At 35.7% G+C, this 15,854-nt stretch carries 15 protein-coding genes; 10 read left to right on the top strand and 5 right to left on the bottom strand.

Translation table 11 applies throughout. The features are described 5' to 3' along the window. Positions 1-11 precede the first annotated feature (11 nt). Complete coding sequence (locus tag CLU97_RS07890) at positions 12-1,199, bottom strand: FAD-dependent oxidoreductase (protein WP_121487441.1); 1,188 nt, start codon at positions 1,197-1,199, stop codon at positions 12-14. Positions 1,200-1,876: 677 nt separating this feature from the next. Here CLU97_RS07890 and CLU97_RS07895 point away from each other — a divergent pair. The 4 genes from CLU97_RS07895 to CLU97_RS07910 all read left to right on the top strand — a co-directional run bounded on the left by CLU97_RS07895 (position 1,877) and on the right by CLU97_RS07910 (position 5,649). Continuing rightward, on the top strand, positions 1,877-3,610 hold the full coding sequence (locus CLU97_RS07895; RefSeq protein WP_121487442.1) for an ATP-binding protein: 1,734 nt from the start codon (positions 1,877-1,879) through the stop codon (positions 3,608-3,610). Continuing rightward, positions 3,588-4,241, top strand: a complete 654-nt coding sequence (locus CLU97_RS07900) for a response regulator transcription factor (RefSeq protein ID WP_121487443.1) — start codon at positions 3,588-3,590, stop codon at positions 4,239-4,241. Before CLU97_RS07895 ends, CLU97_RS07900 begins: the two co-directional genes overlap by 23 nt. 463 nt (positions 4,242-4,704) lie before the next feature. Next, the gene (locus tag CLU97_RS07905) at positions 4,705-5,103 is read left to right on the top strand and encodes an ACT domain-containing protein (RefSeq protein WP_121487444.1); all 399 of its coding nucleotides are present in this window, start codon (positions 4,705-4,707) and stop codon (positions 5,101-5,103) included. Between the two features lie 81 nt (positions 5,104-5,184). Further along, positions 5,185-5,649, top strand: coding sequence for a hypothetical protein (locus CLU97_RS07910; protein ID WP_121487445.1), 465 nt, complete (start codon positions 5,185-5,187; stop codon positions 5,647-5,649). Between the two features lie 82 nt (positions 5,650-5,731). Here the strand turns inward: CLU97_RS07910 and CLU97_RS07915 are convergent, their stop codons facing one another. From CLU97_RS07915 to CLU97_RS07930, 4 genes are all read right to left on the bottom strand, one after another. Continuing rightward, on the bottom strand, positions 5,732-6,127 hold the full coding sequence (locus CLU97_RS07915) for a VOC family protein (RefSeq protein ID WP_121487446.1): 396 nt from the start codon (positions 6,125-6,127) through the stop codon (positions 5,732-5,734). Between the two features lie 258 nt (positions 6,128-6,385). Beyond that, complete coding sequence (locus tag CLU97_RS07920) at positions 6,386-7,204, bottom strand: DUF4249 domain-containing protein (RefSeq protein ID WP_121487447.1); 819 nt, start codon at positions 7,202-7,204, stop codon at positions 6,386-6,388. A gap of 3 nt (positions 7,205-7,207) precedes the next feature. Beyond that, entirely contained in the window at positions 7,208-9,538 is a 2,331-nt protein-coding gene (locus tag CLU97_RS07925) for a TonB-dependent receptor (RefSeq protein WP_121487448.1), read from the bottom strand. A gap of 314 nt (positions 9,539-9,852) precedes the next feature. Beyond that, on the bottom strand, positions 9,853-10,836 hold the full coding sequence (locus tag CLU97_RS07930) for a helix-turn-helix transcriptional regulator (protein ID WP_121487449.1): 984 nt from the start codon (positions 10,834-10,836) through the stop codon (positions 9,853-9,855). Between the two features lie 191 nt (positions 10,837-11,027). Here CLU97_RS07930 and CLU97_RS07935 point away from each other — a divergent pair, with 191 nt between their 5' ends. The 6 genes from CLU97_RS07935 (at position 11,028) to CLU97_RS07960 (ending at position 15,764) form a co-directional block, all read left to right on the top strand. Further along, complete coding sequence (locus CLU97_RS07935) at positions 11,028-11,747, top strand: DUF6796 family protein (protein WP_121487450.1); 720 nt, start codon at positions 11,028-11,030, stop codon at positions 11,745-11,747. A gap of 143 nt (positions 11,748-11,890) precedes the next feature. Continuing rightward, on the top strand, positions 11,891-12,493 hold the full coding sequence (locus CLU97_RS07940) for a TlpA family protein disulfide reductase (RefSeq protein ID WP_121487451.1): 603 nt from the start codon (positions 11,891-11,893) through the stop codon (positions 12,491-12,493). A gap of 37 nt (positions 12,494-12,530) precedes the next feature. Then, complete coding sequence (locus CLU97_RS07945; protein ID WP_121487452.1) at positions 12,531-13,094, top strand: Crp/Fnr family transcriptional regulator; 564 nt, start codon at positions 12,531-12,533, stop codon at positions 13,092-13,094. A gap of 95 nt (positions 13,095-13,189) precedes the next feature. Next, complete coding sequence (locus CLU97_RS07950) at positions 13,190-13,579, top strand: RidA family protein (RefSeq protein WP_121487453.1); 390 nt, start codon at positions 13,190-13,192, stop codon at positions 13,577-13,579. Positions 13,580-13,989: 410 nt separating this feature from the next. Further along, the gene (locus tag CLU97_RS07955) at positions 13,990-14,805 is read left to right on the top strand and encodes a hypothetical protein (protein WP_121487454.1); all 816 of its coding nucleotides are present in this window, start codon (positions 13,990-13,992) and stop codon (positions 14,803-14,805) included. Between the two features lie 170 nt (positions 14,806-14,975). After that, complete coding sequence (locus CLU97_RS07960) at positions 14,976-15,764, top strand: SDR family oxidoreductase (RefSeq protein ID WP_121487455.1); 789 nt, start codon at positions 14,976-14,978, stop codon at positions 15,762-15,764. The last annotated feature ends 90 nt before the right edge of the window (positions 15,765-15,854 follow it).

The following is a 15,854-nucleotide window of genomic DNA, read 5'->3' on the forward strand; positions in this document are numbered from 1 at the left end:
GTTTTATAATTTTAAAGTGCTAAGAAATATTTATATCCTAATCGGAAAGGGGTAATGTCGAAATCAGTATGACCGTCTAATGCAAGATCAGACATGATTTTACCTAAAAATGGAGTGAATTTGGCAGCCCATCCTGTAGCATATACCACAATATTTTTATGGTTGGGAACATAAGTTGGAGCAAAATCTATCAGCAGTTCTTTATTAGGAATTGTACTCAATGCAATAAGGCATGTGGAGGTATATTCCGGAACGATGCTGAGGCCGTTCATATGCTTTTCTATCCATTCTGAAGTATAAGCCAGCTCCTGAGGATTAGGAATTAATGTTCTGTCGCTTGGCTCTTCCAAGGGTTTGATGACAAAATCCGGTGCCACACGGATGTATTCCGGGTGATCCCATTCCACAGAAGGGAAACCGTAAAACTGATTGCCGTTTTCTCCGGCTGCATTCTGAAATACAAACCAGGTTGGATATTGTATCGAAGGATCGGTCTTCTTAAAATAGGCGGAAGACATATTCCAGTAAGTGGCTTCTATTTTAAAATCAAGAAGATTAATAACACTATTAATATAAGGTCCTGGAATAATAGCCAGTTTTTTTGCGATATAAATTCCATTGGGAGTGGTAAGCTCAAAAAGTTCACCGTTCTGTTTGATTTCCAGCACCGGAGAATCTTCTCTAAGCTCAACGCTTTCTTCCTTTTTACAAAGGTCTAAAAGCGTTTCAATAGTGGCTTTAAAGTTGATGCTGGCACCATCCGGCTGAAATAAACCGGTATAATTATCCGGAAGGTTTTTGAAATGATATTGTTCTTCAATTTCCTTTGAATTCAGAGTGGTGTAAGGAACTCCTAAAGCTTTCAATGCTTTTTCTGCTTCTGCAATATTTCCTTCGGTGGAATGTACTTCAGGATCTCCAAACCAGAGTGTTCCCACTTTATCAAGTAATTGGGTGTCCGTCTTTTTTTGCAGCTCATCCCAATAAGGCTGTGCGTCCAGAGCCATTTGTGCCATATAATCATCCGGATAAGGAATCCTGAATTGTCGGGATACTCCTGCGGAACTGCCTAGTTGGTTTACAAAAGTGTATTGTTCCAAAACCAGTGTTTTAGCCTGGCGCTGACCGAGATGGTAAGCTGTAGCCAGACCTATTGCCCCTCCGCCAATGACGATTACGTCGTAGTTTTCTGTAATCATAGGTTATGTATTTTATTTTTTATAATCGTATTGAAGAGATACAGAAAAAGTAAAGTCAGCCTAGGAGGAAATGTACCACTATTACTGATTTTCAATAATTTCCTGAGTCTTATCTATATGATAGATTAAGTATAGAAACAAAACTGCCGGTACATGTAAATATCCTGGGATATTGTCACTATTAATAAGCATTTCAAAGTAACAAAGAAGGGGGTATATGTTCTTAGAGTGTAAATAACCAATTGTGGTATTGAGTAGAAATACGGAATAGCTGGTAAGCCATCTGCAGATGAGAGTTCCGGTTATAAATGTGGTAGGTGGGGTATACAGTCTCAGATGCTCTCCAACTATCCTTTTTTGAATAATTATTTACTATTTGTAATAAAATAAAGAGAAAAATAATATTTTGCTGAACTTCAACTTTTTGCACTTGATTTAAAAAAATGAGTTTACGTAAAGAAAACTTAATGTTTACTGAGCATTTTTATATAAAAAAAAATTAATATTTGTGGGTTTTATCAAATATTCATTATTCCAAGAAGACAAAAATTACTTTAACTTTGCAGATTGGATGTTATTCAGCTATTGCAGAATAATTGAAAATAATGGTATATTGTTGAAAATTAATATCAAACAGATCTATGACATCTGAGAATTAATTTAACAGATAAACAGATATGAGAAATAAATTCTTAAATTTTAAATTGAGAAAAGTTGTTCATTATTCAATGATCCTTTGTATTTTGTTAATACAAGTTATCATTGCCATATTTTTTTACAACGAATTTGTCAACGGAAAGAAGCTGAAGTTTATCAAAGACCAGCTGGAAGAAAGCCGTGCGTTGGGAGGATTGACGGATAATTCGCGGAAAGATTTTATGGAGGCGCAGGATCATTTGCAAAAATATATGACTACTCAGAATAATAATGATTTGCAGCTTTATTTTCAGTCGTTGAGAAACCTTAAAATCAATTTTGATAAGATTGGAGAATATGAAAACACCAGTCCAAAGCTGAAAAGAAGTCTGGATACGTATCGCCAGGATCCTCAGAAGACCACAAAACTGGAAACTCTGATAGATTCTGTGTACAAAAATTCTCTGAAACCACCTTCTAATATTGAAGATGAGCCGTTTGAACCTGCAAAATATAAAAATGACTTTGAAGATTTCAAGATCCAGACCCGTACGTATGCAGATACTGTTAAAAAGAAAGGCTTCTTTGGACGTATAAAAGATGCTGTAAAAGGGAAAGTGGATGTTCAGAAGGAAAGTACAGTGATTACAATGACCAATAATAAAACCATAGATATTTCCCAGGTAAAATCCAAAATGGACAATACCATAAAATCTATGGATAAGCATTATGTGGCTGAAGTAAAGAAAATGCAGCAGCTTGCCGCTCAAAGTCAAAAGAAAAACTTACAGTTCTACAGTAATTTCAGCAAATTATTGGTATACAGTAACAGTTTGATAAACGTGTACGAAAATGCAATAAAAGACTTTAAAAAAGAACTTGAAAAGGAATATAACGAACAGAGCTCCAATAATAACAAAATCAGAACGAACCTTGTATTGGGGCTGATGATTTTGATGTTTATTGTTTCCATTCTGATTATGTACTTTACAAGAATGGCTTTTGTTTATGAACAAAAACTGAATGCTGCCAATAAAGAGATTAAAAAGAATCTTAATTTCAAAAACAGAATTCTGGGAATGCTGAGCCATGATCTAAGGTCTCCGCTCAAAATTATCAATATTTTTATAGATAAGATCCACAGAACAACAAAAGATGAAACCATAAAAGATTATCTGAAATCTATAAAATTTACAAACAGCACATTGCTTCTGCAGTCTAATCAGATTTTAGAATACACCAAGAATGAAAATGCAGAAAAAGAACTTATAAAATCTAATTTTAACCTGAAGGAAGAGATTGGTTCTATTGTAAAAGTGATTACTCCTTATCTGGAAACAAGAAACAACAGATTTGTGGTTACAGACAGAATTCCGGAGAATGTAGAAGTATTTTCGGATAATATCAGAATCAACCAGATTTTTATGAATATTATTGGGAATGCCAATAAGTTCACAGAAAACGGACAGATAGATCTTGTAATGAATACAGAGCCGGCAGGAGATAACAAAATTTGTCTGATTACAACTGTAGGAGATACCGGAGTAGGAATATCAGAATCTGACCTTGGTAAAATTTTTGATCCATACTATCAGGGGATGGTTTCTGATGAGGTAGATAATCTGGGAGCAGGGCTTGGGCTAAACCTTGTAAAAGAAATTGTAGAGCTTTTTGATGGTAATATCTCTGTGGAAAGCAAATTGCATAAAGGAACGAAAGTGACATTCAGAATTAATTTAAATATTAATAATAATGGAAATATCAAATCAAAATAAAGAAATTATATTCCTACTGGCAGATGATCACAGTATTGTACGTCAGGGAATGGAAATTGTGATCAGCGATATAGTGCCTGAGGCTAAAGTTTACCAGACTTCAGCCTTGAATCAGGTATTGGAGCTGATAGAATCTAAAGGAGTAGGAATGGTGATCATTGATGCCCATTTCCCGGATGGAAACAGTCTTCATATTCTGCCTCAGATAAAAAATATAAATCCTGACATTAAAATTTTAGTTTTTACAGGATTAGAGGAGGATCTGCACGGACTTAAATTTGTGAAGGCAGGTGCTAACGGTTATTTGAGCAAACTGAGCGAAGAGGAAGAAGTAAGAAATGCTGTCACAACTTTTATAGAGAAAGGAGAATATTTTTCTGAGCATCTGAGAAACCTTATGGTACAGCTGGTTCATAACCCGAACCTGATAAGCCCTCTTATGAGTTTAACCAAGAGAGAAATGGAAATAGCAGAGCTCTATGCTGAAGGATACGGGAATCTCGAAATTTCTAATGAATTGAATATCAAACAAAATACAGTAAGCACCATTAAAAAAAATATCTTTGAAAAACTGAAGATAGAAAACATGGTAGAGCTTATAGACCTTGTCAAAACTCACCATAAACTATAGAAAAATCAGTAGAAGATTCACACTTCTTATCATCAAAATATTTCTTATAGATAAATATCGATATAGTAATCGAGATGTATCGATGGGGTTTATAGAAGATTTTATTCCGGAATGTTGTTCCTTTGTACTGTGAAATTTAAGTAATGAAAAAGCCAATGAGAAATAATGGTTTTGATTTTAAAAATTTCATATAAAACACAAATGACTATAGCTGTCAAATAACACATGATAGTTGTAAGAATGCAAATGATGGAAAAAAGCAATTGATGAAAAATTAGAAGTGTATGAATAATCCTATAAACAAGGCTTCTTAAAACCAAATTAAAAAAACACAAACACATATAGTGAGGTTCAGTTGATAGGTTACAAGTACAACAAAAAGGAGGCAGTCTGCCTCCTTTTTTGTTTTTTATCATTTGATAAACAGATACTGGAATCTATACTTTAGTTTTGTATAAAAAATATGTCAGGAGAAAAAGATTTAAACATTCTGCTTCAGAATATGGAACCGGTACTGAATGCCGGAGAATATGTTTTTTGCACCGTTGAAAATCTGAACCAAGTTCCGGATTTAGAAAAAATTTTGTTTTTCTTTCGCGAATCTGAGGCTGTTACTATTGTTTTAGAAAAAAACATTGCTGATGAATGGTCTTTGAACTATAGCTATATTTCTTCATGGATCACTCTGAATATTCACTCTTCTTTGGAAGCGGTAGGGCTAACGGCTGCTTTTGCCAATGCCCTGAAAAAGGAGAATATCAGCTGTAATGTAGTGGCCGCTTATTTTCATGATCATATTTTTGTAGCAAAGAAAGATGCTGAAAAGGCGATAGAAGCTCTTTATACTTTAAAAAATAATTGATGTAAGCTTATATTTTAAGTTTAATTTTTAACTTTATGGTAAACTTAAGCCATATCTCTTTTAACTTTGAGTAATTCCATTATGAAGAATTTTTTTATCCTTTTTTTTATCGTAGCTTTTCAATTGTGCCTGGGTCAGTCGTTAATAGAACAAATAAAATTTGATAATCTCGGTAATGATGAACGGATAAAAATTGAAAAAATCAACCAGCTGTTACCCCAAAGTACAAAACTCAGAGAGCAGAACTGCAACAGGTATGCAATGAAATATTATGGCTGTATCTTGGAATACAGAATGATATATTTATATAATAATGAACCAATCGCTATGGATGAAGCCAATTTCAACCGGATTACTGCGATGAGATCAGATGGCACTGAAAAAACAAATAATTATATGACCAATACCAGAACCTATATTCTTAATTGGAATGATAAGAAATTTGTATCAAAGAGTGCTACTATCAGTGAAAATGGAATTTCTATGACAGACAATTTCTATCTGGATAAAGCTGAGATAGAGAGAATGATGAAAAAAACTGAATAATGTGAAAAATGATACCAGAATATTAATATGAAAACTCGCTGAACATTACGGCGAGTTTTTATTATCATATGAATGATAAGGCTTAACTGAATTTTTTAACTGCTTCTGTACTCACAGGCGTAAAGAAGTTAATCATATTACCATCCGGATCACAAAACAGGAGTGATCTGTTTCCCCAAGGCATTGTTGTAGGTTTCTGGATGATTTCTGGGGCAATATTTTTAATTTTGTCATATTCTTCATCTACGTTTTTTACCAAAAATTCAATAATCGTGGATTTTGTTCCTGCAAAACCGGTAAGGTCTTCCGAAAACAGCTGCATCGTTCTCGTACTTCCGATAGCGATGGTGATAGAATCTGTAGAGAGTTCTGCGAAATCTTCTGTGTACCAAGTGGAGGTTATTCCAATAATTTGTTCGTAAAATGATACTGTTGCTTTAATGTCTTTGCTGATAATTCTTATTGAAGTAAGTTTCATGTTGTCTTATATTTAAACAATTATAAGACAAAAGTAGGACAGAGTTATGACAACAAGCTGTCAGTAGGAATGGAGTTTTTTTAGCGAAATGAAAAAGAGGCTGTCTCAAAAGTGTCATTCTGAACACAGACTGAAAGTCTGCGAACAAAGTTCTGAAATGTAGTGAAGAATCTCATATGTTTGGTTATCAATGAGATTCTTCCTTCGTCAGAATGACAAAAGCCAGATTGTTTGACTTTTGAGACAACCTCTTCTTTTTTATGGAGTTGTCGTCTGTTGGATAACAAAAGTTTCCGTATCAGTGGTATGGGCTGAAAAATACCCCAAAGCTCCGTTGCTGATATTGCTTGGCGGATTGGATGGAGTAGCGGTTCCTCCATTGCCTCCTGAAATCTGAATCAGTGAGCTGTAATACGTAAATACATTGTTGTCAATACACTGCATTTCCACATGAATTTTATCTCCCACTGCCACTTCATGATCTCTGCCTTTATTATCATCATTAGGAAGAATCAGGGGCTGCTGATTGACTAATCCGTTATTCACATTGTCTGAAAAAGTATTCATGTATTTTTTAGTCAGATCATTGATTGTAAAGCTGAAAAGATAACGGTTTCCCAATGGCATTGGATCAGTAAAAATCGGTAAAAGGGTGTACGTGGTTTTATCGCCAAATTTAAAAGAACTTTGCTCTAATCCGTCAAAATAAACTACATTGGGCATTTTGCTCTGTGCGGTATACTGTTTTCCTTCAGCCTGTACTTTTAAAGTATAGGTTCTGCCGGGCTCTCCAGTGAAGGCAGAGGTTTGGTAGATTCCGTTTCCTGTATACTGAAGCGTTTCGGTTTGTCCTGTATCATCGCTCAGAATTACCTGAGCTCCGGTTACTGCCGGATATTGATTCGGTTCTGAAAACCCTACAGATTTCGTAATTTTCACGATGTAAGGGCCGGGTTTATTGGTTACATTTCCTTCGATGACGATGTTTCCACTTTGGTCGTTCAGATCAAGGTCGATCTCTTTTTCACAGGAAGTTAGTGCAAAGAGCGATAATATAATATAAAAAGTATTTTTCATGATTTAGAATTTGAAATTATAAGTGATGTTCGGTACCCAGCGAAACAGGGAAGTCTGCATGGCACGGGTTGTTCCTGGTTGGTCAGGGTTATCTTCAAAGTTGATGGTATAGGCATTTTCCCTGCCATAAAGGTTGTAAATACCAAAAGTCCATGAACCGCGGAATCTTTTATTGGAAGCTGGTTCGTAAGTTGCACTCAGATCCATTCTGTGATAGGCCGGCATTCTGTCTGCATTTCTGTTGCTGTATTGGAATATGGTTTGTCCGTTAAGTTCATATTTTCCGGTAGGGAAGGTAACAGCATTTCCTGTACTGTATACAAACAATCCTGAAAAACTCCATTTAGGATTAAGCTGATAGGTGGCCACAATGGAAAGATCGTGAGTTTTGTCCATTCTGGCATTATACCACTCATTATTATTAATTCCATTGATTTTTCTTTCTGTTTTAGAAAGGGTATAGGAAATCCATCCTGTTAGTTTTCCGCTTTTCTTTTTGGCAATAAGTTCCAGACCGTAGGCTCTTCCTTTTCCAAATAACAATTCACTTTCTACATCCGCTCCTGTATCAAATCCAATCTGAGCTCCGTTTTTGAAGTCGATCTGATTCTTCATGTCCTTATAGTAAATCTCAGCATTCAATTCATAATTGTTATTATTGAAGTTTCGGCTGTATCCAAGACTGATCTGATCTGCAATTTCCGGTTTTACCGTATAACTGCTTCCAATCCATTGATCTGTAGGATTTCCACTATTGCTGTTGCTTAAAAGGTGAAGATTCTGTGTATTACGGGAATAACCTCCTTTTACACTGCTGACTTCATTAATGCGGTAATTAGCACTAATACGCGGTTCAAGATTCGTATATGTTTTCCCGAATTTTCCTTTCTCTAAGAAATTGCTGTCGGTAAGAACTCCATTTTCATAAGTATTGAAAGTATCTCCACCCAATACACTGAACATAGAAAGCCTTAAACCATAATTGATCGTCAGCTTTTCTGTTGCCTTATAATCATCATTAATGTAAACTGCATTTTCCCATGAATATCTTGGGTTTCTTGTAAAACTGCTCACCGTGGTACCGGAAGCACTGCTTGGGGTAAGCGTATGATAAATAGATTGAAGACCAAAGCGTACAGAATGCTTGTTTCCAGCAAACCAGGTAAAATCCTGCTTAAGGTTCCAATCCCGTATTTTTGAATTTAAATCAAATACAGTATCATCATTTTTCAGACTGATTTTATAATCATAGTTGCTGTAGATGAAAGACGTATTGGAGAATAGTTTACTGCTGATAATGCTGTTCCATCTCAATGTTGCCGTAGTATTTCCCCAGTCTGTATTGAAGGTATCTCCCAATCCCAGAACATCTCTTCCAAAATATCCGGAAAGGTAAATACGGTTGTTTTCATTGATCTGATAATTGGCTTTCAGGTTCAGATCATAAAAATATAATTTGTTGTCTTTATAGTCTTTATTGGTTTTAAGGAACAAATCGGCATAAGTTCTTCTTCCCGAAACAATGAATGAAGATTTTTCCTTCTGAATAGGCCCTTCCACACTCAGCCTGCTGCTGATAAGACCAATTCCTCCGTTAAGGTTATAGTCTTTATTGTTCCCATCTTTCATTTTTACATCCAGTACAGAAGAAAGACGGCCTCCGTATTGAGCAGGGCTGTTTCCTTTAATGATACTGGCATCTTTCAGGGCATCACTGTTGAAGGTACTGAAAAACCCAAGAAGGTGAGACGCATTATAAACAGGAGCTTCGTCCAGTAATATCAGGTTTTGGTCGGTAGCCCCGCCTCTTACGCTGAATCCGCTGCTTCCCTCACCGTTGCTTTTAATACCCGGTAAAAGCTGTATGGTTTTCATGACATCTTTTTCCCCGAAAAGAACAGGCAGTTTTTCTATATTCTTAATGCTTAACGTTTCCGCTCCCATCTGGGCTGAGGTTAAGTTTTTGTCCTTTTTAATACCGGTGATCACCACCTCATCAATGGCTTTTTCTGTAGTTTCTGACGGCAGCAGAGGAAGATCAAGCTTTATATTCTGATCCACTTTAATCTGCTGTTCAAAATCTTGATATCCCGGATTGGAAATAATGATGGTGTAATTGCCTTCAGGTAATGATAGCGAATAAAATCCATATTCATTGGCAACAACGTTGATGGTGGGATCTTCACTTACTTTTACCGATACTCCTATCAGTAGTTCTCCGTTCTTTTTGTCTTTCACGGTTCCGCTGACAGAATAGGTTTTTTGAGCCATTGCCAGGGTGCTGAAGCAGAGCGCAGCGGTGGCAGCGGTAATTTTTAAAAAGGATGTTTGCATTAGTTTATTTTAAAGTAGTAGATCTCTGTTATATGAATTAATATTTAAGTGGTATACGATTAGTTAGATGAATAGGGGATTTGTTACACGTAACAATTTAATTATGAAATAAATCCATGGAAAGAACAGGTTTTGGGAAATGGTAAAAGCAAGGATAGAATAAGAGTGTTACATAAAAAATAATATTATGCATGGTATATTGTTTTATTGATGTTTTTCAATTGATTTTGTTAGAAAACAAATTATTAACGCTTATGGATTGAATTTTATTATCATCATGTATTAAAATAAAAAAATAACCTTTCAGCAGGCTATTACCTGTTCCTGATTTTACTCGGAAGAATATTGAATTTTCTTTTAAATGCGGATGAAAAATGTCTCGGATTTTTATAGCCAATACTGTCGGAAATTTCACTGATATTCAGATCACTGTCCAGAAGCATTCTTTTTGCCTGTTCCATTTTGAGATCATTCCAGAAACCAAAAACAGTAGTTCCGAAAAGCTCCTTAAAACCTTTCTTTAAAGTGAATTCATTGGTTCCTACTAGATGGGCAAGATCATTCAGAGAGTTGTCTATAGCCAGATTATTCATAATATAATCTCTTACGGCGTACATCTTTTCTATATCTTTTTTCTGAAGAGAAGAAGGTAAGATTCCATTATCAAAAAACTGTTCGAGCTGCAGCAAAAGGAGTTCGCTCACTTTAGCCTCAAGGTAAATCCGTTTGAAAGTACCTTTTCTGTTGCAGTGGATGATGTCATTCAGAATGTGATACATTTCCTGAGTGATGCGGTTATGCTCAGTCTGAATGAGGGCTGAATTTTGCCTTTCAATTGAATTTCTGAATAGTTCAAACAATCCGGAATGTTCCGGGAGAAACTTTTTAAAGAATTCCGGAGCGAGATTGATTTCAAATAAATACATTTCCGGACCTTCAAACTCCATTCTGCCTTCCATATGATGGGCATAAATAATATTATGCTGATAACTGTCGAACTCTACAGTTTTCTGGAAGTTTCCTGAAATGGCTTTACTCTTTCCCTTTAATGTAAAATGCATTTCTACCGAATCAAAATCACTTTCAAGATACAATTCAAGCCGATTGGACAATGAAATATTCCCGAAACTGATATGAACATTGGCAAAACTTATTTCATGATAAAAACCATTTCCATAGGGAGGATAGAGCTGCGTGATGCATTCCTGAAGATCTCCGTCATTAAAGAAATAAGGACCAGAATAATTTCTTTCCATCAATATATTTCCAATATTTCCATCATACAGTCTTAATGTCATTATGCTTCATTTTAGAATTTCCGTTTGGCGGAGTTTTTATTCCGTTTTGCGTACCCGTCCTGAAGAATATTTAGGGTAGTTTTGCACAAAGGTAACTATTATTTAGAATTATTCTTAATAATAAAAAAATGATTTTCACAATTCATTATTAATAATATAAAAATTGCTAATCCATTAATTATATATAAATTATGAAATTTTCAGACAAAATAAACTGGTCATTCGCAGCTGCAATAACGGTGTCGATATGTTGGATCATTGGTGATATTTATGTTGCAGGATTTGATCCGAACCCTTCAGAGTATCCAATGTTCTCAAAGACTTATGCTGATCAGGTGAATGTAGAATTTGCGACTTTAATGTTGGAAGGTTCTACCTCAAGATTGATGTTTGGCGCACTGATAGGGGCTCTCACAGGTCCTTTGCTGCTTCCTGCTACATGGCTGGTCTATCAGTTTTTTAAAGATACCCAAAAATGGTATGCAGTTTTTGTGTATTGGGTCTTACTGGCAGGTGCTGTTTTATCACCTTTAGGTCATGCCGGATTTTTCTATGTTGGAGAGATTTATAAAGCGGTTTACCATACAGATTCTTCTTCTCATCCTTATCTTCTGGAGACGGCAAGAGGTTTTATGAAAATGCTGAATATTGCCTGGGGAACAGCTATTGGCGTACTGGCAGTCGGATGGATTTCTTTTGCAACCAGCATCCTTTTGAATAAAACGCTGCTGCCAAGATGGATGGCTCTGCTGACTCCATTTGTACTGACTTTGTTTATCATTCCTATAAAAAGCCTTTTGCCGCTTCCTTATTCCGGATGGGTTGGGGGAGCAATATTCAATATTGCGTATCTGACATTTTTCAGCTCACTGCTTTTTATGTTCAGAAAGAAACTGTTTAATAAAATTTGATTTTTAAAAATTTTACCATGATAATAACTTGAAATAAATGAAGAGGAAAGTCTTTAAATCTTAGGATTTAGAGGCTTTTTGTATTAGAGACCATCATTTTGGGAATATTAACCTTATATTGGCTCAGAATTAAGCGGAAGAATATGGAAAATCTGAAAGTCTGGCTAAGGAAAAATGCCTCCACTGCAATACTGACTGTATTGTTTATCATTGTACTGGTGAATAAAGATGCAAAAGCCTGGCTGATGAGACAGGTTGCCTCCACAGGAATTCTCAATTCCAGTATATCTGATTCAAATGAAACGAAAAATATTCTTGCGAAAGCTTCCTATGCTGGTTTTACCCTGAAAAATGAAGATGGAACGGTTATTAATTTATCAGATTTACAGAATAAAGTCGTTTTCATTAATTTTTGGGCATCATGGTGCCCTCCCTGCCGTGCAGAATTTCCGTCAGTTCAGGAATTGTATGCTCGGTACAAGAACAATCCGGACATCGTATTTCTTACCATCAATCTTGATGATAATCCAGAACTTGGAAAATCTTATTTAAAAGAAAAAGGCTTTACGGTTCCTTTTTGGGTTCCGGCAGGTAATATTCCGGATACAATTTATAATGGATCTTTACCCACAACAGTGGTATTGGATAAAAATGGGGAGATCCGTTTACACCATAAAGGATTGGCAGATTATAGCAAAGATTCATTTTATAAACAGATTGATGAACTGCTGAAACAAAAACTTTAGCGGTTTAAATTGTACTTTTATATCATAAAAACAAAGCATGCCGGATCAGCTGAGAGCCCACATCGAAAAAATAATTCCACTTAACGATGATGAATTTGAATTCATATCATCCTGTTTTGCCTATAAAAAATATAAAAAGCACCAGTTTTTAATACAGGAAAGAGAAGCGGTTCCTTACAATTATTTTGTACTGAAAGGTCTTCTGAAATTGGTATATACAGACGAAACGGGAAAAGAACATATTATCGGTTTTGCTATGGAAGACTGGTGGGAGACAGATTTTCCTGCTTACTATCAGCAAAATACAGCAACAATGTCGCTGGAATGCCTGGAAGATACAGAAGTGCTATGCCTTAAGCTGGATGATTATAAAAAACTCTGTTCTCAGATTCCTAAACTGGAACATTTCTTCCTTGAAAAAGCCTACATGGGATTTATTACTGCCCAGCAGCGTACCATTTCCATGATGACAACCGGAATAAAAGAACGCTATGATCAGCTTTTAAAAAAATATCCTTCTTTGGTTCAACGGGTTCCCAAATCTCTTTTGGCTGCTTATTTAGGCGTATCCAGGGAAACTTTAAGCCGCTTACCGTTATAAATTGTGATGGCGCTCACATCATAATCGTGATCCGCATCACATGAATCTGCAGTATCTGTTCTGCAATTTTGCATGGTAATAACAAATTCAATACAATGGAAAAAAGAACAGTTAATCCATGGAAATGGCAGAATGAGAGAAGCTATTCTCAGGCTGTAGAAGTTAAAAACGTTGAAAGTACCCTATACTGCTCAGGACAGGCTGCAATTGATCCTGACGGCACATCCAGTGATAAGGATATGAAATCTCAGTTGGAGCAGGCCATTGCCAATCTGGAAGAAGTGATCTACTCAGCAGGATATGAATGTGAAGGCATTGTAAGATTAAATATTTATACAACCTCTACTGAAGAACTTTGGCCTCATTTTCCTATTCTTCAGGAATGGATTGCCAAGCATAAGATTCAGCAGGCGGTAACAATGCTTGAAGTAAATGGCTTATTTGAAACCTTAAAGGTTGAACTTGAAGCTACCGTAGTGAAGTAAATCACAAACAAAATTTAAAACAGGCCTTCAAATGATCTTTGAAGGTTTTTTCATGCAGTTAACTTTCCGTTCTGATATCTCATTACTGATATTGAGTTTTTATTAAAAAATAAATGATTCTATTCTTAATTTTATAAAATATCATTTATGTATTGATGTGATTATATTTTTTAATATTCTTTAAAGTGCCATGCTTAATAGATTTTAACAAATAATGTATTCGTAATTGGGTATTTTTGTCTGTATATGAATGATTTTTATTGTTAAATATGTTTCACTTTTGTGTGATTTTTGTTATATTTGATTTAGCAGAAAGTGATTATTTTAATTGAATTTATAATTTTAATTAAATAACTCTACTTTCATCTTTCAGAAAAGTATTTAAATATTAACTAAAAAAAGAATCTATTATGAAACGTAAACTCGTCTACTTTTTTTTACTTCTTTTGACAAGCAATTTTATTTCTTTGAGTGCGCAGGTAGGTATTAACACAACTAATCCACAGGGAGTATTTAATATTGATGGTGCAAAAGACAATCCAGCTACTGGGATTCCATCAGTAGCACAACAAGCTAATGATGTAGCTGTTACTGTTGGAGGAAATATGGGAATAGGAACTACAGTTCCCACCAATAAGCTCCATATCAATGGGACAGACCCATTGCGTCTGCAGGGGGTAGGGTCTGGAAACAGTGCAACAGATCCTCTGCTGGTCATTGATGCTAACGGCGTTGTAAAAAATATTGGTACGTTAGGTGCATTATCCATTCCTAGCCCAGCGGTTTTCCGTTTGGAAACTGCACAGACCAATTTTTTGCAGGCACAGGGATCTGGAGGATCGCAGGTAGTACCTATGACTATTATAAAAAATTCTATTCCGGGGCTTACCTATAATGCGGGGACAAGTACCATAACTTTTCCGGCAGGTACTTATCAGATCACATTTGTTTATGAAGCAACACATAATGCTACAGGATGTACAGTCAGTTCTTATTTTGTAGATTTTCCCCTGAATGCCGGAACTTCAAGAATCCACAATACAGGAGCCCATTCGGAGGGAGCCCTTTCCAATCATGGAGGAACAATTACCTATGCGACTACAGTTCCAGCCAACAGAAACTGGACGATCGCATTGGGAAGAGGGCAGTCAGGTAACTGTTCAGGCGCAGGAATGAATCTTTCTGCAACCTCTACCCAGGTACTGGTCTTCCGAATTGGAGATTAATCTTTTTAATGTTCCCCAAAAAATAATTATCCAAGGAAGATTCTAATAACACAAATACTAAAGCACTGGCTTATGCTGGTGTTTTATTGTATTAAATAAGTTGTTTCCGGATTTTTTTTAAACTAAAGCTTTTCATACATTTATTAGATCAATTCATAATCATTATTAAGATGAATATTCAGCTTTTTTCAAAAAATGCTTTAATAGGGGGTGCTACACAGGGAATAGGTGCCGGAATTGCCATTGAACTGGCAAAATGTGGAGCCAATGTTACCGTTATGGCCCGTAATGAAACAAAACTTAAAGATTTCGTTTCTGCACTGCCAATTATCAATCCTGATCAGAAACACGATTATCTGGTAGCAGATTTTTCGGATTTTCAAAGCTATAGAAAAATTATAGCCGAATATTTGAGTAAGCATTCAATTGATATTCTGGTCAATAATACCAATGGTCCGGAACCAGGTTTAGCAGTAGACAAACAAACGGATGATTATCAAACAGCATTTGATCTTCTTTTTAAAACCGTTTGCGAAACAACGTTATTGGTTTTACCTCATATGATCCAGCAGAAAAGTGGACGTATCATTAATGTTTCTTCTTTGTCGGTAAAAGAACCTATTGGAAATCTGGCTTTGTCCAATTCTATCCGTTCTGCAGTAATTGCGTGGGCAAAGACACTTTCCAATGAAATTGCACAGCATAATATCACGGTAAATAATGTTTTAACAGGATATTTTGATACGGAACGAATTCAAAAACTGGTAGCTCATGAAGCTCAGCAAAGTGGTGCTTCGGAAGAAGAAATAAAAAAGACGAGGGAAAATAAAATTCCGATGAAAAGATTCGGACAGCCGGAAGAATATGGTCATTTGGTTGCTTTTCTGGCTTCAGAATATTCAAATTATCTTACAGGAACAAGCATTCCTCTGGACGGAGGGCTGAATAATACGTATTGAAATTACCATGTAAGAAACAAATACTTTTTTAACCACAAAAGTCACAAAAGTTTTTGAAGCTATTTCTAAACTCCCAACTTTGCATATTAA

Source organism: Chryseobacterium sp. 7 (assembly GCF_003663845.1).
Taxonomy (GTDB): Bacteria; Bacteroidota; Bacteroidia; order Flavobacteriales; family Weeksellaceae; genus Chryseobacterium.

Bases quoted from the DNA above. Each gene is read 5' to 3' on its own strand.
- CLU97_RS07910 (WP_121487445.1), top strand. From the start codon at position 5,185: ATGAAGAATTTTTTTATCCTTTTTTTTATCGTAGCTTTTCAATTGTGC.
- CLU97_RS07950 (WP_121487453.1), top strand. From the start codon at position 13,190: ATGGAAAAAAGAACAGTTAATCCATGGAAATGGCAGAATGAGAGAAGC.
- CLU97_RS07920 (WP_121487447.1), bottom strand. From the start codon at position 7,204: ATGAAAAATACTTTTTATATTATATTATCGCTCTTTGCACTAACTTCC.
- CLU97_RS07900 (WP_121487443.1), top strand. From the start codon at position 3,588: ATGGAAATATCAAATCAAAATAAAGAAATTATATTCCTACTGGCAGAT.
- CLU97_RS07935 (WP_121487450.1), top strand. From the start codon at position 11,028: ATGAAATTTTCAGACAAAATAAACTGGTCATTCGCAGCTGCAATAACG.
- CLU97_RS07960 (WP_121487455.1), top strand. From the start codon at position 14,976: ATGAATATTCAGCTTTTTTCAAAAAATGCTTTAATAGGGGGTGCTACA.
- CLU97_RS07925 (WP_121487448.1), bottom strand. From the start codon at position 9,538: ATGCAAACATCCTTTTTAAAAATTACCGCTGCCACCGCTGCGCTCTGC.
- CLU97_RS07930 (WP_121487449.1), bottom strand. From the start codon at position 10,836: ATGACATTAAGACTGTATGATGGAAATATTGGAAATATATTGATGGAA.
- CLU97_RS07895 (WP_121487442.1), top strand. From the start codon at position 1,877: ATGAGAAATAAATTCTTAAATTTTAAATTGAGAAAAGTTGTTCATTAT.
- CLU97_RS07905 (WP_121487444.1), top strand. From the start codon at position 4,705: ATGTCAGGAGAAAAAGATTTAAACATTCTGCTTCAGAATATGGAACCG.
- CLU97_RS07890 (WP_121487441.1), bottom strand. From the start codon at position 1,199: ATGATTACAGAAAACTACGACGTAATCGTCATTGGCGGAGGGGCAATA.
- CLU97_RS07940 (WP_121487451.1), top strand. From the start codon at position 11,891: ATGGAAAATCTGAAAGTCTGGCTAAGGAAAAATGCCTCCACTGCAATA.
- CLU97_RS07955 (WP_121487454.1), top strand. From the start codon at position 13,990: ATGAAACGTAAACTCGTCTACTTTTTTTTACTTCTTTTGACAAGCAAT.
- CLU97_RS07915 (WP_121487446.1), bottom strand. From the start codon at position 6,127: ATGAAACTTACTTCAATAAGAATTATCAGCAAAGACATTAAAGCAACA.
- CLU97_RS07945 (WP_121487452.1), top strand. From the start codon at position 12,531: ATGCCGGATCAGCTGAGAGCCCACATCGAAAAAATAATTCCACTTAAC.